Source organism: Cellulomonas fimi, assembly GCF_028583725.1.
Lineage (GTDB): Bacteria > Actinomycetota > Actinomycetes > Actinomycetales > Cellulomonadaceae > Cellulomonas > Cellulomonas fimi_B.
On the sequence record NZ_CP110680.1, the window covers coordinates 2,562,705 to 2,587,827 of the forward strand.

16 protein-coding genes and 3 rRNA genes are annotated in these 25,123 nt (G+C 71.8%); all 19 read right to left on the reverse strand.

From position 1 onward, the window contains the following. Window positions 1–17: 17 nt before the first annotated feature. Entirely contained in the window at window positions 18–632 is a 615-nt protein-coding gene (locus tag OOT42_RS11615) for an NUDIX domain-containing protein (RefSeq protein ID WP_273651372.1), read from the reverse strand. Further along, window positions 632–2,302: a CTP synthase gene (locus tag OOT42_RS11620; RefSeq protein ID WP_273651373.1), complete on the reverse strand. Its 1,671-nt coding sequence runs from the start codon at window positions 2,300–2,302 to the stop codon at window positions 632–634. Before OOT42_RS11620 ends, OOT42_RS11615 begins: the two co-directional genes overlap by 1 nt. A 77-nt stretch (window positions 2,303–2,379) precedes the next feature. Then, the gene (murJ, locus tag OOT42_RS11625; RefSeq protein WP_273651374.1) at window positions 2,380–4,047 is read right to left on the reverse strand and encodes a murein biosynthesis integral membrane protein MurJ; all 1,668 of its coding nucleotides are present in this window, start codon (window positions 4,045–4,047) and stop codon (window positions 2,380–2,382) included. Further along, window positions 4,044–5,057 (reverse strand): hypothetical protein, encoded by a 1,014-nt coding sequence (locus tag OOT42_RS11630; protein WP_273651375.1) that lies wholly within the window; start codon window positions 5,055–5,057, stop codon window positions 4,044–4,046. Before OOT42_RS11630 ends, murJ begins: the two co-directional genes overlap by 4 nt. Then, window positions 5,054–6,088, reverse strand: coding sequence for a copper transporter (locus tag OOT42_RS11635; protein ID WP_273651376.1), 1,035 nt, complete (start codon window positions 6,086–6,088; stop codon window positions 5,054–5,056). The genes OOT42_RS11630 and OOT42_RS11635 overlap by 4 nt, the downstream gene beginning before the upstream one ends. Window positions 6,089–6,206: 118 nt before the next feature. Continuing rightward, window positions 6,207–7,394: a putative cytokinetic ring protein SteA gene (gene steA, locus OOT42_RS11640; RefSeq protein WP_273651377.1), complete on the reverse strand. Its 1,188-nt coding sequence runs from the start codon at window positions 7,392–7,394 to the stop codon at window positions 6,207–6,209. Between the two features lie 6 nt (window positions 7,395–7,400). Next, on the reverse strand, window positions 7,401–9,137 hold the full coding sequence (gene recN / locus OOT42_RS11645; protein WP_273651378.1) for a DNA repair protein RecN: 1,737 nt from the start codon (window positions 9,135–9,137) through the stop codon (window positions 7,401–7,403). A gap of 1 nt (window position 9,138) precedes the next feature. Further along, window positions 9,139–10,017, reverse strand: coding sequence for an NAD kinase (locus OOT42_RS11650; protein WP_273651379.1), 879 nt, complete (start codon window positions 10,015–10,017; stop codon window positions 9,139–9,141). Further along, entirely contained in the window at window positions 10,014–10,868 is an 855-nt protein-coding gene (locus OOT42_RS11655; RefSeq protein ID WP_273651380.1) for a TlyA family RNA methyltransferase, read from the reverse strand. The genes OOT42_RS11650 and OOT42_RS11655 overlap by 4 nt, the downstream gene beginning before the upstream one ends. A 6-nt stretch (window positions 10,869–10,874) precedes the next feature. Then, window positions 10,875–11,051 (reverse strand): hypothetical protein, encoded by a 177-nt coding sequence (locus OOT42_RS11660; protein ID WP_273651381.1) that lies wholly within the window; start codon window positions 11,049–11,051, stop codon window positions 10,875–10,877. Window positions 11,052–11,262: 211 nt separating this feature from the next. Continuing rightward, window positions 11,263–12,303, reverse strand: a complete 1,041-nt coding sequence (locus OOT42_RS11665) for an HAD-IIA family hydrolase (protein ID WP_273651382.1) — start codon at window positions 12,301–12,303, stop codon at window positions 11,263–11,265. Continuing rightward, on the reverse strand, window positions 12,300–13,307 hold the full coding sequence (locus OOT42_RS11670) for a hypothetical protein (protein WP_273651383.1): 1,008 nt from the start codon (window positions 13,305–13,307) through the stop codon (window positions 12,300–12,302). Before OOT42_RS11670 ends, OOT42_RS11665 begins: the two co-directional genes overlap by 4 nt. 1,725 nt (window positions 13,308–15,032) lie before the next feature. Beyond that, window positions 15,033–15,149, reverse strand: a 5S ribosomal RNA gene (rrf, locus tag OOT42_RS11675). A gap of 73 nt (window positions 15,150–15,222) precedes the next feature. Further along, window positions 15,223–18,328 (reverse strand): 23S ribosomal RNA (locus tag OOT42_RS11680). 425 nt (window positions 18,329–18,753) lie between these two features. Beyond that, window positions 18,754–20,275, reverse strand: a 16S ribosomal RNA gene (locus OOT42_RS11685). Together the 16S, 23S and 5S rRNA genes form the textbook arrangement of a ribosomal RNA operon. A 778-nt stretch (window positions 20,276–21,053) precedes the next feature. Next, entirely contained in the window at window positions 21,054–22,316 is a 1,263-nt protein-coding gene (gene tyrS / locus OOT42_RS11690) for a tyrosine--tRNA ligase (RefSeq protein ID WP_273651384.1), read from the reverse strand. 100 nt (window positions 22,317–22,416) lie between these two features. Next, window positions 22,417–23,118: a DNA-3-methyladenine glycosylase gene (locus OOT42_RS11695; protein ID WP_273651385.1), complete on the reverse strand. Its 702-nt coding sequence runs from the start codon at window positions 23,116–23,118 to the stop codon at window positions 22,417–22,419. A gap of 76 nt (window positions 23,119–23,194) precedes the next feature. After that, a complete protein-coding gene (locus OOT42_RS11700; protein WP_273651386.1) occupies window positions 23,195–23,767 on the reverse strand; it encodes a uridine kinase family protein in 573 nt (190 codons plus the stop codon). 38 nt (window positions 23,768–23,805) lie between these two features. Further along, on the reverse strand, window positions 23,806–25,086 hold the full coding sequence (locus OOT42_RS11705; protein ID WP_273651387.1) for a methyl-accepting chemotaxis protein: 1,281 nt from the start codon (window positions 25,084–25,086) through the stop codon (window positions 23,806–23,808). Window positions 25,087–25,123: the final 37 nt, after the last annotated feature.

The following is a 25,123-nucleotide window of genomic DNA, read 5'->3' on the forward strand; positions in this document are numbered from 1 at the left end:
GCGGTCGAGGCGATGCGTCAGACCGGGTGGACGGGGACGAGCGTCGACCACTCCCGTGCCCGTGCGGCGGCCGCCGCGAGGACACCGGAGACCGTCGTCGGGCTGTGCAGCCGGCCCGCGAGCACCGCGTCCACGGCCTCGTCGAGCGGCACCCACGCGGGCACCATCGCCGCCTCCTCGTCGACCCGCTGGTAGCGGTCGGCGTCCGGCACCGGCGACAGGTCCCGCGCGAGGAACACGACGATCCGCTCGTCCGAGCCGCCTGGCGACGAGAAGAACTCCGTGAGCCGCCACCACGAGCCCGCGACGAGATCGGCCTCCTCGGCGAGCTCGCGCGCGGCCGCGACGACGAGGTCCTCGCCCTCGACGTCGAGCAGCCCCGCGGGCGGCTCCCACAGCTCGTGCCGCACGGGGTGCCGGTACTGCGACAGCAGCAGTACCCGGTCCTCGTCGTCGAGCGCGATCACCGCGACCGCACCGGGGTGGTCGACGTACTCGCGCAGCACCTGACTGTCGCCCAGGTCGACGACGTCGCCCGCGAGGTCCCACACCTTGCCGTGGTGGATGACTTCGTGCGAGACGACGGGACGCGGCGCGTGCCGGTCCTCGACCGGACCCGTGGAGCCCGTCATCAGGCCTCGTCGGTGCGCTGCGCGAGCGCCGCGCCGATGAGGCCGGCGAACAGCGGGTGCGCACGCGTCGGACGCGACTTGAACTCGGGGTGCGCCTGCGTCGCGACGAAGTACGGGTGCGTCTCGCGCGGGAGCTCGACGAACTCGACGAGCGACGTGTCGGGCGAGACGCCCGAGATGACGAACCCGGCGTCCTCGAGCTTGTCGCGGTACGCGTTGTTGACCTCGTAGCGGTGCCGGTGCCGCTCCGAGACCGTCTCGCTGCCGTACGCCTCGGCGACGACCGAACCCGGCTTGAGCCGCGCCTCGTACGCCCCCAGCCGCATCGTGCCGCCCAGGTCCCCGGCGCCGCCGACGATCGCGAGCTGCTCGGCCATCGTCGCGATGACCGGGTGCGCGGGGTTCTCGTCGAACTCGGACGACGACGCGCCGTCGAGCCCGAGGACGTTCCGCGAGTACTCGATGACCATGCACTGCAGGCCGAGGCAGATCCCGAGCGTCGGCACGAGGTTCTCGCGCGCCCAGCGCAGCGCGCCGAGCTTGCCCTCGATGCCGCGCACGCCGAACCCGCCGGGCACGAGCACCGCGTCCACGCCCTCGAGCGCGAGCCGGGCACCCTCGGGCGTCTGGCAGTCGTCGGACCGGACCCACCGGATGACGACGCGCGCGTCGTGGTGGAAACCGCCCGCACGCAGCGCCTCGGTGACCGAGAGGTAGGCGTCCGGCAGGTCGATGTACTTGCCGACGAGCGCGACCTCGACCTGGTGCGCGGGCTGGTGCACGCGGTGCAGCAGCTCGTCCCACCCGGACCAGTCGACGTCGCGGAACGGCAGGCCGAGGCGCTGCACGACGTACGCGTCGAGACCCTCCGAGTGCAGCACGCGCGGGATGTCGTAGATGCTCGGCGCGTCCTTGGCGGTGACGACGCCCTCGACGTCGACGTCGCAGAACAGCGCGATCTTGCGCTTGGTGCCCTCGGGCACGTCACGGTCGGCGCGCAGGACGATCGCGTCGGGCTGGATGCCGATGCTGCGCAGCGCGGCCACCGAGTGCTGCGTGGGCTTCGTCTTGAGCTCGCCCGACGGGCCGATGTACGGCAGCAGCGAGACGTGCAGGAAGAACACGTTGGACCGACCGAGGTCGTGACGGACCTGACGGGCGGCCTCGAGGAACGGGAGCGACTCGATGTCGCCGACGGTCCCGCCGATCTCGGTGATGATGACGTCGACGTCGTCGCTCGCCTGCGACCGCATGCGGGTCTTGATCTCGTCGGTGATGTGCGGGATGACCTGCACGGTGTCGCCGAGGTACTCGCCCCGCCGCTCCTTGGCGATCACCTGCGAGTAGACCTGGCCCGTCGTGACGTTGGCCGAGCCGACCAGGTCGACGTCGAGGAACCGCTCGTAGTGGCCGACGTCGAGGTCCGTCTCGGCGCCGTCCTCGGTGACGAAGACCTCGCCGTGCTGGAACGGGTTCATCGTCCCGGGGTCGACGTTGAGGTAGGGGTCGAGCTTCTGCATCGTGACCCGGAGGCCACGGGAGCGGAGGAGGCGGCCGAGGCTGGAAGCCGTCAGACCCTTGCCGAGGGAGGAGGCGACGCCCCCGGTGACGAAGATGTGCCGGGTCGTGGAGTCCGACCGCCCGGAGAGTCGATGCGCGCGCTCTGTCACGGGCTTCCAATCTACCGGACGTGGGACGGGCGACGCGCAGGCGCGCGGGGTGAGTCCCGCCACGCCGCCGGCGTGTCTCAGTCGGTCGGGTCGGGGACCGTCGGCGCGGCAGCGCCGGCGGGCACGGGCGTGCGCTCCACGCGCACGACGTCGGTGAGCGTCCGCCGGTCGAGGACCGCGAGGGCGCCGCCCAGGACGACCAGCGCGACGACGCCGCCCCCGGCGGCCGCGCCGACCGCCGCCGCGACGCCGTGCCCGACGAGCGAGACGACGGCGTCGACGACCCAGCGGCCCGCGAGCGCGGCCGCGACCCCGGCCGTGACGACGACCAGGGCGGTCCTGGCCAGCCCGGCGACCGCCGGCCGACCCGCGGCCCGAGCCAGCGCCACGACGGCCGCGACGCCGCCGACGAGCATCCCCACGGTCCCCGCGACGGCCACCGCGGCGAGCGTGCGCGCCAGGTCCTGGCCGTCCGGGACGAGCACCACGGCGAGCACCACGGACCCGACGGCGGCGGTCGCCCAGCCGACGACGTTGGCGGTGACGGCCGCGCGACCGCGCTCGAGCGCGTAGAGCGCGCGCGACACGTGGAACATCACGGCGAAGCCGACGAGCCCGGGCATCATCAGCGTGATCGTGGGCGCCATCGCCGCGATGCCCGCGCGGTCCTGCCCGATGGCACCGAACACGTCCGCGACGGCGGGAGCCGCCGCGGTGACCGCAGCCGCCCCGACCCCGGCCGCGGCGACGACCGCCCGCGTCGTGGCCGACGCCATCGACGCGTACTCCCCGGACCGCCCCTCGGCGGCACGGGCCGCGAGCCTCGGGAACGTGGACGTCGCGAGCGGCACGACCAGCACGGCGTACGGCAGGAGGTACACCTGCTGCGACCACACGAACAGCGAGAAGGTGCCGTCGCCGCCGCGCCACGACGACACGAGCATGACGACGAGCGTCGTGACCTGCTGCGCCACGAGCGACCCGACGCCCGCGAACGCCAGCGCCGCGAACGGGCGTGCGACCCCGGGCGGGAAGCGCAGCGTCGGGCGCAGCCGCACGCCGAGGCGGTGCACCGGCCAGAACATGGGCAGCGCCATGACCGCCACGCCGGCGGTCGTGCCCCACGCGAGCACCGTGAGCGCCGTGTCGCCGGCCGCCGCCGGGTCGTTGCGCTCGCCGCCCGCGAGGTGCCCGTAGGTCGCGTACACGGCGATGACGACGACGGACGACATGACGGGCGCGAACGCGGGCCAGAAGAACTTCTTGTGCGCCTGCAGCACGGCGTAGAGCAGCACCGCGACGCCGTAGAGCGGCACCTGCACCGCGAACACCGTGACGAAGTACCGCAGCAGGTCGCGCTGCGCGTCCGGCAGGTCGGGCCAGACGGCGGCGATCGGTCCCGCCAGCGCCGCGAGGAGCACGCCGAGCGGCACGAGCACCGCGAGCGTCCACCCGAGCGCGGCCGACGCGACCGCGTCGACGTCCTCCCGCAGGTGCTTCGCGACGGGCAGTGCCAGCAGCGGCACGAGCGCGCCCGCGAGCGCACCACCCGCCGCGGCCTCGAAGAGGACGTTCGGCAGCAGGTTCGCCGAGTTGTACGTGCTGCCGATCGCCCCCACGCCGAACGCGCTGGCCTGGACGAGGTAGCGGCCGAACCCGAGCACGCGGCTCAGGACGGTGATCGCGGCGATCATGGCCGCGGCACCGCCGAGCCCGCCGAGGACCCGGCGAGCGGCGGGGCTCACGCGGGCCCGGTCGTCGACGGGAGCGTGCCCTCGCCCGTCCCGTCCCGGCCGACGTCGGACGACATCGCCGTGGGCGCGACGCGGGGGTCCGCGACGGGCTCGGCGTCCGGCACCTCGTCGGGCGCGACCGCGCCCGGGGCGTGCACGGCCGGACGGCGACCCCAGCCGTCGATCTCGCGCAGCACGGGCGTGCGCTCGATGACCTGCGTGAAGCTGACCTTCTCGCTCGCCAGCGTCAGCGCGGTGACGACGCCGAGCGCCGCCCACCGCACGGGTCGGGGGGCGGCGAGGACGAGCGCGGTGCCGAGCGTGGCCCCGAGCGCGTTCGCACCGCCGTCGCCGAGCATGTCGTGCTCGGCGAGGTCCTGCTCCCCCGCGGCACCCGCGGAGCCGAGCACGCCGGCGGCGGCGCCCGCACCGGCGCCGCCGGCCAGCGCGAGCGGTGCGGCGACGACGGACGCGGCCTTGAGCGCGCGGCCGGGGCGCAGGTCCAGGAGGTTGACGAGGTTGGCGCTGGCCGCGACGAGTGCGCCGGACACGGCGACGTCGGCGGCCCATCCGGCAACCGAGCGACGGGTCCCCGAGGCGTCCCGCACGGGGGTCGCGACCGCGGCCGCGACGAGCGACGCCGCGCCGATCCCCAGCACCTTGAGGCCGCCCGTGGTGAGCTCGCCGCGGGACAGCGCGCCGAGGTGCCCGCGCAGGCCCTTGCGCCGGACCTCGGTGTCCTCGGTGAGATCGTCGACGACCCCGAACGCGGCTCCCGCACCGGTCGCCACGGTCAGCGCCAGCGCCGCGCGTGCGGTCGGCGCCCCGACGAGCCCGCCGGCGAGCAGCCCCGCGGCGACCGCCGGCCCCTCGAGCATGCTCACGGGCTCGCCGCGGTGGTTGGTGCGCGTCCAGCGCGCCGCACCACCGGGCGGGCTCATGTCGAGCACGCCGCGCACGACCGCGGTCACGCCGCCCGCGACGACGGCGGCTGCGGCTCGCCGCAGGACGCTCACGCTCACCCCTGGGTCCCTTCGGTGCCCGCCCCCGCACCGGCGTCCGCGGTCGCCGGCGTGCGGTCGACGGGTGCGAGGGTGACGGCGTCGGGCAGCGGCGTCTCGCCCTCGCCGAAGCCGTAGTGGCCGTTCTCCCCGGAGATACACACCGCGAGCGCGAGCGGGGTCGACACCTGCCCGGCGACGAGCTGCGTGTCCGTGACGGTGGTCAGCGCACTGGCCAGCTCGTCGTCCGCGAGGATCGCGTCGGTCAGCGAGCCGTCGCCGCGCGGCCCGTCGGCCAGGACCGCGCCCTCGGAGCGCTCCTGGGCGGCCGTGAGGACCGCGAGCCAGGCGGCCTGGGTCTGCTCGGTCTGCTCCGGGTCGGCGGACGCGCCGTCCTGGGCGTCGCGCTCGGACGGTGCGAGCACGACGACCGCGTCGGCGGGCACCTCCACGGGGTCCTGCAGCGTGACCAGCGGGTAGTCGCCGCCGGAGAGCAGCTCCAGGAGGAACGCCGAGTCGGACGCGAGGGTGTCGGGCGCCGCGGGGTCGGCGGCGACGAGGCCCTGCACGAGCGCGGCCGCGAGCTCCTCCTGCACGCCCGCACCGTCGGCGGGCGCGGGCGAGAGGTACTGCACGAGCTGGCCGCCGAGCGCCTGCCGGAACGAGTCGAGGCCCGCGTCGGTCCACGCGTCGTTGAGCGTGACGTGCGCGGTCACCGTGGCACCCGCCTGCGTGAACCGCTCGTCGACCGCGGTCCGGACCGACTCGTCGACCTCGCCGAGCGCGACGACCGCGACGCGACGGTCGGTGAGCGCGCCGTCGAGCAGGCGCGGTGCGGCCGCGTCGATGTACGTCACGGCGTGCCCGAGGTCGTCGGACGCGCTGTCGAGCTGCGCGCGCAGCTCGTCCTTCTCGGAGCGCAGCTGCTCGACCTGGCCCGTCAGCGTGTCGCCGATGGTCTCCTTGAGCGGCCCGGCGCCGAGCGCGATGCCGACCGCGAGCGCCAGGAACACGGAGATCAGCGAGACGATGTGGTAGCGGAAGTCGATCACGGTGCGGCATCTCCGTCGGGGGCGGCGGCAGGCGTCGCCGCGGCCGCGAGGCGGCGGGCGAGCGGGGCGGGGTGGGGCGCGGTTCGCGCGGCGGGACGTGCGGCGGGACGCCGGAGGGTCACGACGACCCTCCGAACAGCGACCCGATCCAGGACGTGAGGTCGTCGATGCGCGCGCCGAGCAGGCCGAGCAGGGTCTGTCCCGCCGCGGTCGACGCGAGCGCGACACCGAGCGCGAACAGGCCCGCGACGATGAGCAGCGCGACCTGCAGGTTCGAGATCCGGTGCTTGTACAGCCGGGACACGCCCTTGGCGTCGACGAGCTTGCCGCCGACGCGCAGGCGCGTGAGGAACGTGCTCGCCATGCCGGACCGGCCCTTGTCGAGGAACTCGACGAGCGTCGCGTGCGTGCCGACGGCGACGATGAGCTCCGCGCCCTTGTCGTCGGCGAGCAGCATCGCGACGTCCTCGCTGGTCCCGGTCGCGGGGAACACGACGTGACGCACACCGAGCTGCTCGACGCGCGCGAGCCCGGGCGCGCGGCCGTCGCGGTAGGCGTGCACGACGACCTCCGCGCCGCACGTGAGGGCGCGGTCGGACACCGAGTCCATGTCGCCGACGATCATGTCGGGCTTCCAGCCCGCGTCGAGGATCGCGTCCGCACCGCCGTCGACCCCGATGAGCACCGGGCGGTACTCGCGGATGTACGGGCGGAGGGTGACCAGGTCCTCCTTGTAGTGGTACCCGCGCACGACGATGAGGACCTGGCGCCCGTCGATGGCCGTGTCGATGTCGGGCACGCCCACGCCGTCGAGCAGGAGCTCCCGCTCCCGGCGCAGGTAGTCCATGGTGTTCGCCGCGAACGACTCGAGCTGGACGGACAGCCCGGCGCGGGCCTCCTCCATCGTCGCCGCGACGGTCTGCGGCGTCTGCTCGACGCCCTCCGCGACGAGCGTCTCGCCGTCGTAGACGCAGCCGTCGACGACGCGCAGCTGGTGCCCCTCGGGCAGCGCCATGACGTCCGCGCCGAGGTCGTCCACGAGCGGCACGCCCGCCGACACGAGGATCTCCGGCCCGAGGTTCGGGTACCGGCCGGACGTGGACCGTGCGGCGTTGAGCACGGCCGCCGGCTGGCAGGCGACGAGCGCCTCGGCCGAGACCCGGTCGAGGTCGAGGTGGTCGATGACGGCGACGTCACCCGGCCGCAGGCGCTTGGTGAGGGCCTTGGTCCGGGGGTCGACCCGGGCCGGACCGGCGATGACGCCGGCCTCGGGCGCGGGGGTCCGTCTGCGCAGGGAAGCTCTCATCGTGCCTCATCGTCCCACGGACGAGAGCTCCAGGAGCTCGGCCGCGTGCGTGCGTGCCGCCTGCGAGTCGTCCTGGCCGGACAGCATGCGGGCGAGCTCGCGCACGCGCGCCTCGTCTGTGACCAGACGCACATCCGACTCGGTCACGACGTCCACCCCGTCGGCCGTCGACTTGGTGACGACGAGGTGCCGGTCCGCGAACGCCGCGACCTGCGCGAGGTGCGTGACGACCAGCACCTGGGCGGTCCGGGCGACGTCCGCGAGACGGCGACCGACCTCGATCGCCGCACGCCCGCCGACGCCCGCGTCGACCTCGTCGAACACGAACGTGCCGGGACGCGTGGCACCCGAGTCGGGTGCGGTCGCGAGCGTGACCTCGAGGGCGAGCATGACGCGCGACAGCTCGCCGCCGGACGCGCCCTTCCCGAGCGGGCGCGCGGGCGCGCCCGCGTGCGGCACGAGCAGCATCTCGACGCGGTCCGCGCCGTACGGCCCGGGCTCGGCGGGCTCGACGGCCACCTGGAGCTCGGCGCCGGCCATCGCGAGCCCGGCGAGCTCCTCGGACACCGCCGCCGCCAGCCGTGACGCGGCCTCCGTCCGGCCCTTCGTCAGGTCGGCGGCGAGGCCCGCGATCTCCTCGTCGAGCGCGCGCACGCGTTCCCGCAGGTCGTCGAGGCGCTGGTCGCCGCCGTCGAGGTCGAGCAGGCGACGCCCCGCGTCCTCGGCCCAGTCGAGCACCTGGGCGACGTCCGAGCCGTAGCTGCGGGTCAGCTGCGCGAGCTCCGCCCGGCGCTGCTGCACGGCCTCGAGCCGCAGCGGGTCGGCCTGCAGGTCCTCGAGGTACGACGACAGCTCGGCGGCGACGTCGGCGAGCAGGTAGCCCGCCTCGGCCACCCGGGTCGCGAGCGCCGCGAGCGCCTGGTCGTGGCCGCCCGCCTGCTCGAGCAGGCGCTTCGCGCGGTCGACGACCTCCGTCGCCGCGGGCGTGTCACCCGCCGCGTCGGCGTCGCCCGCGAGCACCTCGTGCGCGCCCGACGCGGCGGCGCGCAGGTCCTCCGCGTGCGACAGCCGGTCCGACTCCTCGGCGAGCGCGACATCCTCGCCCGGCTGGGGGTCGACCCGTTCGACCTCGGCGAGCCCGAGCCGGAGCAGCTCCGCCTCGCGGGCGCGTTCCTGCGTCCGGGCGACGAGGTCGTCGAGCTCGTCGGCGACCCGGGTGCGCTCCGTCCAGGCCGCGCGGTACCGCGTGAGCGTGTCCCGGTGCGCCTCGCCCACGAACGCGTCGAGCGCGTCGCGCTGGTGCGCGGGCGAGCGCAGGCGCGCCTGGTCCGCCTGGCCGTGCACCGTGACCAGGGCCTCGGCGAGGTCGGCGAGCACCGCCTGCGGCACCGAGCGGCCGCCGACGTAGGCGCGCGAGCGGCCCGCGACGCCGTCGCTGCCGGCCCCCACGGTGCGCACCAGCAGCAGGCTGCCGTCGTCGTCGAGCTCGGCTCCCGCCTCAGCCGCGCGCTCGACCGCCGGCGCGTCGGCGGGCAGCAGCACCCGGCCCTCGACGGCCGCGGACGACGCGCCGCGACGCACCGTCGCCGGGTCGGCCTTGCCGCCGAGCAGCAGCGACAGCGCGGTGAGCACCATCGTCTTGCCCGCGCCGGTCTCGCCGGTCAGGACCGTGAGCCCGGGCCCGAGCTCGACGTGGGCGCGGGTGATGACGCCCAGGTTGTCGATCCGGATCTCCTCGATCACGTCACTCCCCCGTCCTCGCGGGGCCGCCGCCCGACGGCCGGCCGCGCCAGCCGCTCACGGGCAGCCCGAACTTGTGCACCAGCCGCGTCGTGAACGGCGCGAGCGTGAGGCGTGCGAGCCGCACCGGGACGTCGCTGCGGGTGATCTCGACGCGCGCGCCACGCGGGACGTCGAGCTGGCGCCGCCCGTCGCACGTCACCAGGCCGCGCGCGGACGACCGGTCCAGCACCTCGACCGCGAGGCGGCTGCGCGGACCCACCACGAGCGGTCGCGCGAACAGCGCGTGCGCCGAGATGGGCACGAGGATCATGCCGTCGACGTCGGGCCAGACGACGGGCCCGCCCGCGGAGAACGCGTGCGCGGTCGACCCGGTCGCCGTGGACGCCACCACGCCGTCGCAGCCGAACGACGACAGCGGGTGCCCGTCGACCTCGAGCATCACCTCGAGCATCCGCGACCGGTCCGCCTTCTCGATCGCGCACTCGTTGAGCGCCCACCCCTCGGTCACCGTGCCGTCCGGGTGCAGTACGCGCACGTCGAGCGTGCCGCGCTCCTCGACCTCGAAGTCGCCGGCCGTCAGACGCCGCACCGCCTCGCCCACGTCGTCGCGCTCGGCCTCCGCGAGGAAACCCACGTGCCCGAGGTTCACGCCGAGCACCGGCACCCCGGTCCCGCGGGTGAGCTCGGCTGCGCGCAGGATCGTCCCGTCACCGCCGAGCACGATCGCGAGGTCGAACGGCGGCAGGTCGTCCGGACCCGCCTCGTCCGGCGCCAGCACGGGCTCGACGCCGGCTGCCTCCAGCTCGCGGACGGCCTCCTGCGTCGCCGCGACGGCCTCCTCCCGACCGCCGTGCGTCACGACGAGCGCTCGTCTGGTCACGCCTCACCTCCGAGCGCCGCGCGCACGCGACGCACCTCGATCCCGTGCCGGACGACGTCGCGCACGGCCTCGTCCAGCGGCACCCCGTCCGCGTCGGGCGGCGCAGCGCCGACGACGAGCCAGAGGAAGTACTCGACGTTGCCGCTCGGCCCCGGCAGGACGCTGCGCGCGACGGCCCGCACGCCCAGGCCGGCCGCCTGTGCGGCCGTCGCGACGTCGCGCACCGCCTGCGCCCGCAGCGCGGGGTCCCGCACGACGCCCCCCGACCCCAGCCGCTCGCGCCCGACCTCGAACTGCGGCTTCACGAGGACCACGAGGTCGGCGCCCGGTGCGGCGACCGCCGCCAGCGCCGGCAGCACGAGCCCGAGCGAGATGAACGACAGGTCGGCGACCACGACGCCCGGGGCCGGCACGACGTCGCCCGCCGCGAGCGACCGCACGTTGACGCCCTCGCGCACCTCGACCCGCGTGTCCTCCCGCAGCGCCGGGACGAGCTGGTCGTGCCCCACGTCGACCGCGACGACACGCCGCGCGCCGCGGCGGAGCAGGACGTCGGTGAACCCGCCGGTGCTGGCCCCCGCGTCGAGGCACAGCGCGCCGTCGACGCGCGGGCCGTCCGGACCGAGGGCGTCGAGCACGCCTGCGAGCTTGTGGGCCGCGCGTGACGCGTACCCGGGGTCCGCGGGGTCCACCGCGACGTCGACGTCGTCCTCGTCCGTGACCTGCACCGACGCGCGTGCGACGGCGCGCCCGGCGACGGACACCCGGCCCGCGGCGATGAGCTCGCCCGCGTGGCCGCGCGACCGGGCGAGCCCGCGCCGGACGAGCTCGCTGTCGAGGCGTGTCGTCACGGCCCCTCAGCCCTCCGCGTCCGCCAGCCGGTCCTGGAGCGCGCCGTGCACCGCCTCGAACACGGCGACGTGGTCACGCACCGGGGCGTCGTCGAGCTCGGCGAGGCGCGTCAGCGCCTCGTCGACCTGGGCGTCCCCCGTCGTCGGACCGTCGTGCGGCCCGAGCGCGGACGTCTCGCTCACCGGTGTACCTCCTCGTGCGCTCCGACTCGTGCGCCCCGACCGTCGCTCGAGACGGCCCCCACGTCACGACCTGCTCCATGACGACCGCGCCCACGGTACCCGGCGAGGCCCACACCTCGGTCCGACGCACCCACAGGCCGGGCCGCGTCGTCTCCGGCCGCCGCTCCGTCCCCTCGCCGCAGCTCGGAGATGGACCCGACCGTCCGCCGGCTCAGCGCCGCGGTGCGTCGACGCGCAGGTCGGGCACCGTCGCCGCGTCGAGCGGACGCCCGGCGTCGACGGCGTCCCACGCCGCGGCACAGGCCGCCCGCACGAGGTCGAGCTGGTCCGCGGGCGACGCGGGCGACGTGCGCCCGAGGTCCAGCGCACCGTCGACGACCCGCGCCGCCACGTCCCCGCACGCCCACCACCCGTCGGCGTCCTGGTGCGGGACCGGGTGCGGGTCGAGCAGCGTCAGCAGGTCGGCCCCGATCAGGTGCGGCCGCTCGGCCGGCACCGCGAGGACGTCGTCGCGCGCCGTGCTCACACCTGTGAGGACGTGCAGCCCGACGTACCCGCCCGCGCGCGCGCCGCCCAGGTCCGTGTCGAGCCGGTCGCCGATGACGAGCGTCTCGCGCGCCCCGGCCCGCTCGACGGCCATCCGGTACATCGTCGGCGACGGCTTGCCCGCGCTGTCCGGGACGACACCGGTCGCGTTGCGCACCGCACCGACCAGCGACCCGTTGCCGGGCGCGAAGCCCCGCGCCGTCGGCAGGCTGAGGTCCAGGTTCGACGCGACGTGCCACGCGCCCCGCTCGACGGCGTACGCCGCCTCCGCGAGCTGCGCCCAGCCGACGTCCGGCGCGAACCCCTGGGCGACCGCGGCCGGCTCGTCGTCGGCCGACTCCACGACCACGAAGCCCGCGGCCCGGACCGCCGTCAGCAGCCCCTGCCCGCCGACGACCAGCACCTTGGCGCCGGGCTGGAGGCGCGTGCGCAGGAGCTGCGCGGCCGCCTGCGCGGCGGTCATCACCTCGCCGGACCGCGTCGGGATGCCGAGCTCGGTCAGCTGGTCCGCGACCGACTCCGGCTCGCGCGACGCGTTGTTCGTCACGAACACCAGGCGCATCCCCCGCGCGCGCGCCGACGTCAGCCCCTCGGCGGCGCCGTCGATCGGCTCGTGCCCGCGGTACGCGACGCCGTCGAGGTCGACGAGCGCGAGGTCGAACCTGTCCGCGAGCGGGACGTCCGACCCGACGAGCCCGCCGCTCACGCGTCCTCCCCCTCGTCGTCCCGCGCCGCCGCCGCGCCCACGCCACCGTCAGCGCCCGCGCCGTCGTCACCCGCGCCGTCGTCAGCGCCCGCGCCGTCGTCACTCACGCCGTCGTCAGCGCCCACGCCGTCATCAGCACCGCCGGTCGCGGATGCGCCCTCGATCCCCGGGTCAGCCGCGGCGCTCGGCCCGTCGTCCTCGCCCTCCGCGCCCGTCGCGGACGCGCCGGTCCCGCCGTCGTCCGCACCGTGGTCGAGAGACTGCGCCTCGCCGTCGTCCGCGATCTCACCGGCGCCGGCATCGGCTGCCGCGTCGTCGAGATCGGCGGAGTCCTCGTCCTCGAGGTCGAAGACGACGACCTCCTCGTCCACCTCCCCTGCGGCCTCGGCGAGCTCGGCGGCGGAGAACTGCGCGAGCAGCGACGCCGCCTCCTCGGACCGACCCGCGGCCTCGAGCGCCGTGGCGCGTGCCTGCGCCACCCGCACGCCGAGCACCCCGGACTGCTGCTGGACGGCGGGGCTCGACAGCACCGCGACGGCGGCCTCGGTCTGCCCGAGGTCCCGCCGCGCGCCCGACACGACGATCGCGAGCTCGACCCGCGCGGTGGCGTCGAGCGTCTCCGCCTCCGGCTCGTTGGCCAGCGCGATGGCCCTCTCCGGGCGTCCCAGCCCACGTTCGCAGTCGGCCATGATCGGCAGGTGCTCCGAGGAGCCGTTGAGCCGACGCACGGTGCGCAGCTCACGCAGCGCCTCGGCGAAGCGACCCGTCCGGTACGCGGCGAGCCCCGCGGCCTCACGCACGACGTCGATCCGACCGGCGCGTCGCACCGCCGCCTGGGCGTGCTCGTACGCGAGCTCCGGGTCGGTGTCGAGGAGCAGCCCCACGACGACGAGGTGCCGGCCGACGCGCTCGGCGTTGTCCTTGGTCAGCGACCGCAGCCGCGCCCGCACCGACCGGTCGAGGTCGCTGAACACCACGTCGTCCGGGAGCGGCGGGGCCGGCACACGCTCGTCCTGCGCCGGCCGCGTCGCCCGCTGCTCACCGTCCCGGACGTCGTCGCGTCCTCGCGCCGGCCCGCCGGGCCGACGGCTGTCGCTCCCAGGACCCGCCGCGCCACGCCGGGGTGCACCGCTCTGCGACCAGCCCCCACCGGCGCGGCCACCCGACCGCTCACCGTGGCGGCCTCCAGCACGATCCCCCGAGTACCCACCGTCCCGCTCACCAGAACGCCCCTGCGAGTACCCCGCAGCCCGCTCACCAGAACGACCGGCGAACCCGCCGGCCCGCTCGTCCGAGCGACGCGGCGCGTCGTCACGGGTGCGGTCACCGGAGCGGCGCGGCGCCTCGTCACGGGTGTGCGGCGTCTCGTCACGGGTGTGGTCACCGGAGCGACGGCTCGCACCGCCGGGACGTTCGCCGGACCGGCCCGCCCAGCTCCCGCCGGCACGCTCGCCGGAACGACCTGAGTACCCCCCAGCCCGCTCTCCCGGACGCTCACCGGCGACCCGGGGCCGCCCCGGTGCACCGGACCGAGGACCGCCGCCGGCCCGATCACCCGCGCCGCGGCCACCGCCGAATTCGGCCGCGTCATCGCGGGAGTACGGACGGCGCTCGCGTCCCTCCGGACCGCCACCGCTCCACGCGCTGCGCTCACGACCGCTGTCGGGCCGACCGCCACGCCGGTCGCGCGCACCACGATCCGTGTCGCCACCGCGGACTCCACCAGCGCGATCCGGACGACGGTCGTCACGCCGGTCGCCGGCCGGACCCCGCCGATCGTCACCGCGCCGCTCGGAGCCCCCGCCGTATCCCGCACGAGAGCCGCCGCCGAGGTACGCGCCACCCGATCCCTCGCCGGAAGACCCACCACGTGCGCCACCACCGGAGTAGGCGCCACGCGAACCCGAGCCGGAGGACCCACCACGTGCGCCACCACCGGCGTAGCCTGCGCGCGAGCTCCCGCCCGAGTACCCGCCGCGCGAGCCACCGCCGGAGTACCCGCCACGCGACCCCTGGCCCGAGTACCCACCACCCGAGCCGCCACCGGAGTAGTCGCCACGCGATCGGTCACCCGAGTGCCCACCACGCGAACCGTCGCGCGAGTCGCCACGGCCGGGGCCCGCAGCCCGCCGCGAGTCGTCGCCAGGCCGCCCCTGACGTGTGCTCGAGCTGCGCGATCCGCTGCCGGCGAACCCGCCGGACCGGTCCGGGCGGTCGTCGAACGACCGCGGGGCCGACCGCTGGCCGCCACGCGAACGCCCTGCGCCGTCACCGGACCAGGAGCCACCCGACGCGCGACCTGGACGCTCACCGCGTCCGCGCTCGTCGCCTGACGCACGTCCCGACCCGGTCTGTCCGCGGTAGCCACTGGTGCGGCGGTCACCCGAACCGCCGGACGCCGAGCTCGACCGCCCGCTCCCCGAGGTCTGCTGACCTTCGCGTGACGGTCCTCGACGCTCAGGCTGAGCGGACCGGTGATCGCTGTTCATGTATGGCTCTCTCCTCGTCGCACACGACCGCACCATGGTCTCATCCCGCACCCCGTCGTCTCTTCCTGGACCGGCGGAGCACCACGACGCCTCGATCACATCGGTGCGCACGCGGCCACGGTGCGGCAGCCAGCCCACACGACGTCGACACAACACGTCGACGAGAGATCCGACACGAGCCAAAACTCCCGAGAAACAGAAAGAGCCACCCCGGTGATGGGGTGGCTCTTTCTGAATGGTGTCCGGCGGCGTCCTACTCTCCCACACCCTGGCGAGTGCAGTACCATCGGCGCTGAAGGGCTTAGCTTCCGGGTTCGGAATGGGACCGGGCGTTTCCCCTTCGCTATGACCGCCGTAACGTTGTCGAGTTGTCAAACGGGTTCCCGTTCGTCTCTCGGGAACCGCACAGTGGACGCGTAGCAATGAATGAGTGGTGAAGTTGTCGGCTTATTAGTACCGGTCAGCTGCGAGGGTCGTTGGTCCCCTCTTCCACATCCGGCCTATCAACCCCGTGGTCTAGCGGGGTGCCTCTCGGGACGAGTCCCGTGGAAACCTCATCTTGAAGCAGGCTTCCCGCTTAGATGCTTTCAGCGGTTATCCCTTCCGAACGTAGCCAACCAGCCGTGCTCCTGGCGGAACAACTGGCACACCAGAGGTTCGTCCGTCCCGGTCCTCTCGTACTAGGGACAGCCCTTCTCAAGTTTCCTGCGCGCGCAGCGGATAGGGACCGAACTGTCTCACGACGTTCTAAACCCAGCTCGCGTACCGCTTTAATGGGCGAACAGCCCAACCCTTGGGACCTACTCCAGCCCCAGGATGCGACGAGCCGACATCGAGGTGCCAAACCATGCCGTCGATATGGACTCTTGGGCAAGATCAGCCTGTTATCCCCGGGGTACCTTTTATCCGTTGAGCGACGGCGCTTCCACAAGCCACCGCCGGATCACTAGTTCCGACTTTCGTCCCTGCTCGACCTGTCAGTCTCACAGTCAAGCTCCCTTGTGCACTTGCACTCGCCACCTGATTGCCAACCAGGCTGAGGGAACCTTTGAGCGCCTCCGTTACATTTTAGGAGGCAACCGCCCCAGTTAAACTACCCACCAGGCACTGTCCCTAGTCCGGATCACGGACCGAGGTTAGATGTCCAGAGCGACCAGAGTGGTATTTCAACGTTGACTCCACCGACACTGGCGTGCCGGCTTCACAGTCTCCCACCTATCCTACACAAGCCGCACCGAACACCAATACCAAGCTATAGTAAAGGTCCCGGGGTCTTTCCGTCCTGCTGCGCGTAACGAGCATCTTTACTCGTAGTGCAATTTCGCCGAGTTCGCGGTTGAGACAGCGGAGAAGTCGTTACGCCATTCGTGCAGGTCGGAACTTACCCGACAAGGAATTTCGCTACCTTAGGATGGTTATAGTTACCACCGCCGTTTACTGGGGCTTAAATTCTGCCTTCGCCTTGCGGCTGACCCGTCCTCTTAACCTTCCAGCACCGGGCAGGCGTCAGTCCGTATACATCGTCTTGCGACTTCGCACGGACCTGTGTTTTTAGTAAACAGTCGCTTCTCCCTGGTCTCTGCGGCCCTTCACGCTCCCCGAGCAAGTCGGTTCACGCTTCAGGCCCCCCTTCTCCCGAAGTTACGGGGGCATTTTGCCGAGTTCCTTAACCACGATTCTCTCGATCGCCTTGGTATTCTCTACCTGACCACCTGAGTCGGTTTGGGGTACGGGCGGCTAGAACCTCGCGTCGAGGCTTTTCTTGGCAGCATAGGATCACCAGATTCCCGCATTCGCGGTCACCGTCGCCTCTCAGGCTCGTGAGGTGCGGATTTGCCTACACCTCGCCCTACGACCTTGGACGTGGACAACCATCGCCACGCTTGGCTACCTTCCTGCGTCACCCCTGTTAATACGCTTACCTACTACCGGTTCGGGTCCCGTGCTCCCCGGCCCGGTGCACCCGAAGGTGCGGTGGGCCGGCTCGGACGGTGAGCATCACCGGGCTCGGTATGGGCGGTTCTTCGCCGGTACGGGAATATCAACCCGTTGTCCATCGACTACGCCTGTCGGCCTCGCCTTAGGTCCCGACTTACCCAGGGCGGATTAGCCTGGCCCTGGAACCCTTGGTCATTCGGCGGACGGGTTTCTCACCCGTCTTTCGCTACTCATGCCTGCATTCTCACTCGTGTGGCGTCCACCGCTGGGTTACCCCGCGACTTCGCCCGCCACACGACGCTCCCCTACCCATCCACACGACTGAACCACGAAGGCTTGTCGAACGTGTGAATGCCACAAGCCTTCGGCGGTATGCTTGAGCCCCGCTACATTGTCGGCGCGGAATCACTTGACCAGTGAGCTATTACGCACTCTTTCAAGGGTGGCTGCTTCTAAGCCAACCTCCTGGTTGTCTGTGCAACTCCACATCCTTTCCCACTTAGCATACGCTTAGGGGCCTTAGCTGGTGGTCTGGGCTGTTTCCCTCTCGACTACGGAGCTTATCCCCCGCAGTCTCACTGCCACGCTCTGGCTTACCGGCATTCGGAGTTTGGCTAACGTCAGTAACCTGGTGGGGCCCATCGGCTATCCAGTAGCTCTACCTCCGGCAAGAAACGCGTGACGCTGCACCTAAATGCATTTCGGGGAGAACCAGCTATCACGGAGTTTGATTGGCCTTTCACCCCTAACCACAGGTCATCCCCCAGGTTTTCAACCCTGGTGGGTTCGGGCCTCCACGCGGTCTTACCCGCGCTTCACCCTGCCCATGGCTAGATCACTCCGCTTCGGGTCTAGAGCACGCGACTGAATCGCCCTGTTCGGACTCGCTTTCGCTACGGCTTCCCCACACGGGTTAACCTCGCCACGTACCACTAACTCGCAGGCTCATTCTTCAAAAGGCACGCCGTCACCCCTGCTAGGGAGGCTCCGACGGTTTGTAGGCACACGGTTTCAGGTACTATTTCACTCCCCTCCCGGGGTACTTTTCACCTTTCCCTCACGGTACTTGTCCGCTATCGGTCACTAGGTAGTATTTAGGCTTACACAGTGGTCTGTGCAGATTCACTCCAGGTTTCTCGGGCCCGGAGCTACTTGGGATCCCTCTCGGGAGGCCACGCCATTTCGTCTACGGGGGTACCACCCTCTGTGCCGGGCCTTTCAATGCCCTTCGACTATGACGCGACTTTCTGACTCCCTGCTGGTTCGGCAGAACCAGCTGAAAGGTCCCACAACCCCGCATGCGCAACGCCTGCCGGCTTGAACACGCATACGGTTTGGCCTGATCCGCTTTCGCTCGCCACTACTCACGGAATATCTCTTCCTGCCGGTACTGAGATGTTTCACTTCCCGGCGTTCCCTCCACACACCCTATATATTCAGGTGCGGGTCACACGACATGACTCGTGCGGGGTTTCCCCATTCGGACATCCTCGGATCACGGTTCGTTTGCCAACTCCCCGAGGCTTATCGCAGGCTACCACGTCCTTCTTCGGCTCCTAGTGCCAAGGCATCCACCCTGTGCCCTTATAAACTTGACCACAAAGATCATTCAAAGATGCTCGCGTCCACTGTGCAGTTCTCAAGCTACGACCGGGTGACTCACCTGTGACGTCCGCGCGCCTACCCACCAGGGGCGGTTCGCTGGACCAGGCGGCCCGCAGGCCGACGCGCACCCCACCCGCCCGCAAGCGGATCAAGTGCGCGACTCGACCCCGAGGTCAACAACCATGACGGCTGTTCCCTCAGGACCCAACAGCGTGCCAGGCCGACCCGATCACCCGGTGTGGATCTCCGTTCCCTCCCCGCAGACGAGCTGCAGGCGTACTAGAAGCCACCGGAACCAAGCCGGCCGTAGTCGATGTTCCACCCTCGAGCACCACCCCCAGCTCGTTCGGCCGGGGCGTGGGCCTGGACACCACACACCCACCCATGACAGGCGAGCGCGGTGCCAGATGCTCCTTAGAAAGGAGGTGATCCAGCCGCACCTTCCGGTACGGCTACCTTGTTACGACTTAGTCCCAATCGCCAGTCCCACCTTCGACGGCTCCCCCCACAAGGGTTGGGCCACCGGCTTCGGGTGTTACCGACTTTCGTGACTTGACGGGCGGTGTGTACAAGGCCCGGGAACGTATTCACCGCAGCGTTGCTGATCTGCGATTACTAGCGACTCCGACTTCATGGGGTCGAGTTGCAGACCCCAATCCGAACTGAGACCGGCTTTTTGGGATTCGCTCCACCTCGCGGTATCGCAGCCCTTTGTACCGGCCATTGTAGCATGCGTGAAGCCCAAGACATAAGGGGCATGATGATTTGACGTCATCCCCACCTTCCTCCGAGTTGACCCCGGCAGTCTCCCATGAGTCCCCGGCATAACCCGCTGGCAACATGGGACGAGGGTTGCGCTCGTTGCGGGACTTAACCCAACATCTCACGACACGAGCTGACGACAACCATGCACCACCTGTACACCGACCTTACGGGGAGCACATCTCTGCACTTTTCCGGTGTATGTCAAGCCTTGGTAAGGTTCTTCGCGTTGCATCGAATTAATCCGCATGCTCCGCCGCTTGTGCGGGCCCCCGTCAATTTCTTTGAGTTTTAGCCTTGCGGCCGTACTCCCCAGGCGGGCGGCACTTAATGCGTTTGCTGCGGCACAGAGCTCGTGGAATGAGCCCCACACCTAGTGCCCAACGTTTACGGCATGGACTACCAGGGTATCTAATCCTGTTCGCTCCCCATGCTTTCGCTCCTCAGCGTCAGTTGCGGCCCAGTGACCTGCCTTCGCCATCGGTGTTCCTCCTGATATCTGCGCATTCCACCGCTACACCAGGAATTCCAGTCACCCCTACCGCACTCTAGTCTGCCCGTACCCACTGCAAGCCCCAGGTTGAGCCTGAGGTTTTCACAGCAGACGCGACAAACCGCCTACGAGCTCTTTACGCCCAATAATTCCGGACAACGCTTGCGCCCTACGTATTACCGCGGCTGCTGGCACGTAGTTAGCCGGCGCTTCTTCTGCAGGTACCGTCACTTGCGCTTCTTCCCTGCTGAAAGAGGTTTACAACCCGAAGGCCGTCATCCCTCACGCGGCGTCGCTGCATCAGGCTTGCGCCCATTGTGCAATATTCCCCACTGCTGCCTCCCGTAGGAGTCTGGGCCGTGTCTCAGTCCCAGTGTGGCCGGTCGCCCTCTCAGGCCGGCTACCCGTCGTCGCCTTGGTAGGCCGTTACCCCACCAACAAGCTGATAGGCCGCGAGCCCATCCCTGACCGAAAAACTTTCCAGACGCAACAGATGCCTGTACGTCTCATATCCGGTATTAGCGACCGTTTCCGGTCGTTATCCCAGAGTCAGGGGCAGGTTGCTCACGTGTTACTCACCCGTTCGCCACTGATCAGACCAGCAAGCTGGTCGTCACCGTTCGACTTGCATGTGTTAAGCACGCCGCCAGCGTTCGTCCTGAGCCAGAATCAAACTCTCCGTAAATGTCTACATGGCACCCACCCACCAAAGCAGGCAGGCAACCGACACACGAAACAGCCCCGAAGGGCCAATCAGATTCGGCTGTCAAAAGAAGACCCGATCCACGGGGGTGGACGAGCCTCCTCAATCTCAACCAAGACCCACCACACGAAACCGCGCGATGGACCATCTTGGCATCGACTACTTGGCACACTGTTGAGTTCTCAAGGAACAGACGCGCATCTGCTCGAGCCTTTCGGCTCTTCGTCAGAGGCTTTGTCGTTCTCCATCTTACCGGACCTTCTCGCCGTCCCCGTCCACCCTCGCGGGCATCCGGTGGCGGGCGCAGGCCCATCCCGAACTGCGCTGCAGGCGCACTGAGCTCCTGCGGTTCTGTTCGGGGGCGGCCACCCGCGGGACCAGCCACCGGGATCGTTCCTCGGTGTCCGTTCCTCCCTGCCGGGCGACATCGAGAACATTACGCGGGCCCTGGCGCAGGAGGCAAATCCGGGTCCGGTGACCCCCGTCACGACGGGGTCCGGGCGGCGCGCCACGGCGTCGTGCACCGTCCTGACCTGCAGGGACGTCGTGCGAGCCGGGGTCCCTGCGGGTTGCACGGATCGGCTCCCTGGCCTCGCGGCACCGGTCCCTCGCCCGGCATGTCCGGTACGTCGTGCACCCGACCCGCAGTTCGGACCGGGAGTGCCCGTCGGCGCGCGCGCAGTCCGCTCGCCGAGGCCGGCCCGGACGACGGATGCCCGGCCCCCTGGTGAGGGGACCGGGCATCCGTCGGGTGGTGGCGTCAGGCGTGGGTGTCCACGACCGCGAGCGTGCGCCTGCCCCGTCGCAGGACCGCCCACCGGCCGTGGAGCAGGTCCTCGGGGCGCAGGACCGCGTCCTCGGCCTCGACGCGGACGTTGTTGACCGAGGCGCCGCCCTCGCCGATCGCACGACGAGCCGCCGCCTTCGACGCGACGATCCCGGAGGCGGCGAGCACGTCGACCACGGGGTCGCCCGCGCGGCCGGCCGCCGTCGGGAGCTCGGCGACGGCCGCCGCGAGAGTCGCCTCGTCGAGGTCCGCGAGCGAGCCACGCCCGAACAGCGCCTGGCTCGCCTCGACGACCTTGTCGGCGGCCGCCGACCCGTGCACGAGCGACGTCACGTCGTGGGCCAGCGCGCGCTGCGCCTCGCGGGCCGCCGGGCGCTGGGCCACCGCGTCCGCGAGCTCCTCGATCTGCTCGCGCGAGCGGAACGTGAAGATCTTCAGGTAGCTCACGACGTCCGCGTCGTCGGCGTTGAGCCAGAACTGGTAGAAGGCGTACGGGGTCGTGAGCTCGGGGTCGAGCCACACCGTCCCGGCCTCCGTCTTGCCGAACTTGGTGCCGTCGGCCTTGGTCACCAGCGGTGTGGTGAGCGCGTGGACCGCGGTCCCCTCGACCTTGCGGATGAGCTCGACGCCCGACAGCAGGTTGCCCCACTGGTCGCTGCCGCCCGTCTGGAGCGTGACGCCGTGCCGCCGGTGCAGCTCGAGGAAGTCCATGCCCTGCAGGATCTGGTAGCTGAACTCGGTGAAGCTGATGCCCTGGTCGCTGTTCAGCCGGCGGGCGACGGTGTCCTTGGCGAGCATGGTGCCGAGCCGGAAGTGCTTGCCGACGTCCCGCAGGAAGTCGATCGCGGACAGCGGCTCCGTCCAGTCGAGGTTGTTCACCATCGTCGCCGCGGCGGGGCCGTCGAAGCGGAGCAGCGGCTCGATCTGGCGGCGGATCCGCTCGACCCAGCCGGCGACGACGTCGCGCGAGTTCAGGGTGCGCTCCCCCGTCATCTTCGGGTCGCCGATGAGGCCCGTCGCACCGCCGACGAGCGCGAGCGGGCGGTGCCCGGCGTCCTGGAGGCGCCGCACGGTGAGGATCTGGACCAGGTTGCCGATGTGCAGGCTCGGCGCCGTCGGGTCGAAGCCGCAGTACAGCGTCACCTGGCCGTCGGAGAGGGCGGTGCGGAGCGCGTCGGCGTCGGTCGTCTGGGCGACGAGCCCGCGCCACGCGAGCTCGTCGAGGATGTCGGTCACGAGGGTTCTCCTGCGAAGGTCGGGGCAGCCGCGGTCGCGGCGCCCACGAAGGACGGGGTGCCCACGAAGGGCGGGGGGCACGGGGCCGACGTCGTCGTCCTCACGGGACGTCTACCGACGCCGGCCGCCGATACGCGGGCCGGTACGCCGACACGGTGCGCTCCCCCGTCAGCCAGTAGCGCCACGAGAACTGCACGTCGCCGCCCGCTCCGGAGACACCGACGCGCGGGCCGGACGCGTGGGCCGACAGCAGCGGGCCGGCGTGCCGGTGCAGCACCGTCGCACCGCCGGCCTCGGTGAGGTCCGCACCGTTCGCGCGCAGGTCGAGGCCGAGACACACGGCGAGCCGCGCCGGACCGCGGGCGAGCTGCCGCCGGGAGTCGACGACGCCGACCTGCTCGCGCCGCCGCCAGGCGAGGTCCTCGCCCTCGACGACCTCGCCCGCACGCAGCAGGACGGCTGACGGGCTGCCGGTCGGCTGCGCGACGACGTTGAGGCAGTGGTGCAGGCCGAGGTGGCGGTAGACGTACAGACGGCCGGGCTCGGCGAACATCACCGCGTTGCGCGAGGTGCGGCCGCGGTAGGCGTGCGAGCCCGGGTCGTCGGCGCCGCCGTAGGCCTCGACCTCGGTGATCCGGACCGTCACGTCGCCCTCGTCCGACCGGGACGTCAGGTAGGAGCCGAGGAGGTCGCGCGCCACGACGTGCACGTCGCGGCTGTACCAGACACGCGCGGGCACGGCGACGACCGCGCGCGGGTCGGCCGCGTCCGGGGTCGTCGGTGCGTCGCTCGGCAGGGTCACGCGCTCATCCTGCCGCACGACCGGCGCGGGCGGATCGCCGATCCGGTGCGCGGACCGTGCCGGCGGGGCGTCGGTGTCAGCGCTCCACCAGGCGCCCGACCGCGTCCACGTGGACGTCGGCGCGCTCCCGCGTGCGCTCACGGGTGAAGTGCTCCTGCTCGGACCGCATCCACGCGACCCAGTTGTCGCGTGCGTCGAAGCCGTCGCGCGCGAGACCGCGGGACAGCCGCAGGTCGCGCGCCGCCTCGACCCAGACCTTCACGGCGGCGACCGGGTCGGCCGCCGTGCGCGCGGAGCCGCAGCCGTCGAGGACCAGGACGTCGGGCACCGGGACGTCGTGCCACTCGGCGAACGCGCCCGCGACCCAGTCGTAGCGCTGGTAGCGACCCGGCCGCCCGGCCGCGAGCGGGTCGAGGACCTGGGCGGCCAGCCTGTCCCACACGCCCTCGAGACCGGACCAGCCCGCGAGCAGGTCGTCGAGGTGCAGCACGGGCGCGTCCAGCGCCGCACCCACGCGACCGGCGAGCGTCGACTTGCCGGAACCGGCGGGGCCGTCGACGCACACCAGCCGGACGGGTCCGAGACGCGGCTGCGCGGCGCGGGTCAGCGCCACGACGACGGCGACGGCGTCGGACGGATCAGCGGGCACGGGGTCACCTCTCTGCGCGGGGATCCACATCATGCCCGTCAGATGCGGAAGGCCGCCGTCGACGACGCCAGCCGCTCGGAGACGGCGGCGATCGAGCCGACCGTGACGCTCTCGCGCTCGAGGGCGTCCGTCGTCTCGCCCGCCCCGCCGGCGACCGACGACACCGCCGTCGCGATCTCGCCGACCCCGGTCGCCGCCTCGCTCACGCCCCGCGTCATCGCGACGGTCGTCGCCGTCTGCTCCTCGACGGCCGCGGCGATCGTCGACTGGTAGTCGTTGATGGCCGCGATCACGCCGGTGATCCGGCCGATCGCGTCGACCGCGGCCGCGGTGTCGGCCTGGATGGCGTCGATGCGACGCGCGATCTCGTCGGTGGCGCGCGAGGTCTCGGCCGCGAGCTCCTTCACCTCGTTCGCGACGACGACGAACCCCTTGCCCGCGTCGCCCGCACGCGCGGCCTCGATGGTCGCGTTGAGGGCCAGCAGGTTCGTCTGCTCCGCGATCGAGGTGATGAGCCGCACGACGGCGCCGATCTGCTCCGAGGAGTCGCCGAGGCGGCCGACCGTGACCACGGCCTCGTCAACGGCACTCGTCGCGTCGCTCGCGACCCGCAGCGCCTCGCTCGCGTTCCTCGCGATCTCCCGGATCGACGACCCCATCTGGTCGGCACCGGCGGCGACGCCGCGAACCGTGGCCGAGACCTGGCCCGCGGCGGTGGCGGCGGCGTTCGCGTCGTCGCTGGCGCGCTCCGCGGTCGCCGACAGCCTCCGGTTGCCGTCGTCGAGCTTCTGCGCGACGTCGTTGAGGACGACGACCTCGTCGGCGACCACCCGCAGCGAGCGGTGCAGCGCGTGCAGGCCCGTGTCGAGCGCGCGGCCCGCGCGGCCGATCTGGTCCCGGTTGTCGAGGTTCGCGCGCGTCGTGAGGTCGCCCGCCTCCACGGCGGCCGAGACGCGGAACAGCCGGCTCAGCTCGCGGTCGATCGCGTGCGCGCCCCACGCGGTGAGGCCGCCCGCGAGGACGGTCGCCGCCACGCCGAGCCCGAGCAGCGTGCGTCGCGTGCCGGCGACGTGCTCGGTCACGGCCGGGTCCCCGTCCGCGAGCGCCGCGACCTCCGTGCCGTCCGCCCACGCGACGACGAGCACGGCCAGCACCATCGTCAGCATCACGAGCGCGAGGCAGAGGACCTTCGACCGGACCGACAGGTTCGCGAACCATCGTTGGAAGCCGTTGAGCGTGCTCAGGTACGGGCGGTCCTGCGTGGCCGTGCGCCCGCGCCCGCCGGCGTCCTGTCTCACGTCGGTGCTGACGGTGGTCACCGGGGCGTCGCTCCTCGTCCTGCGAACCGTGCCCGGG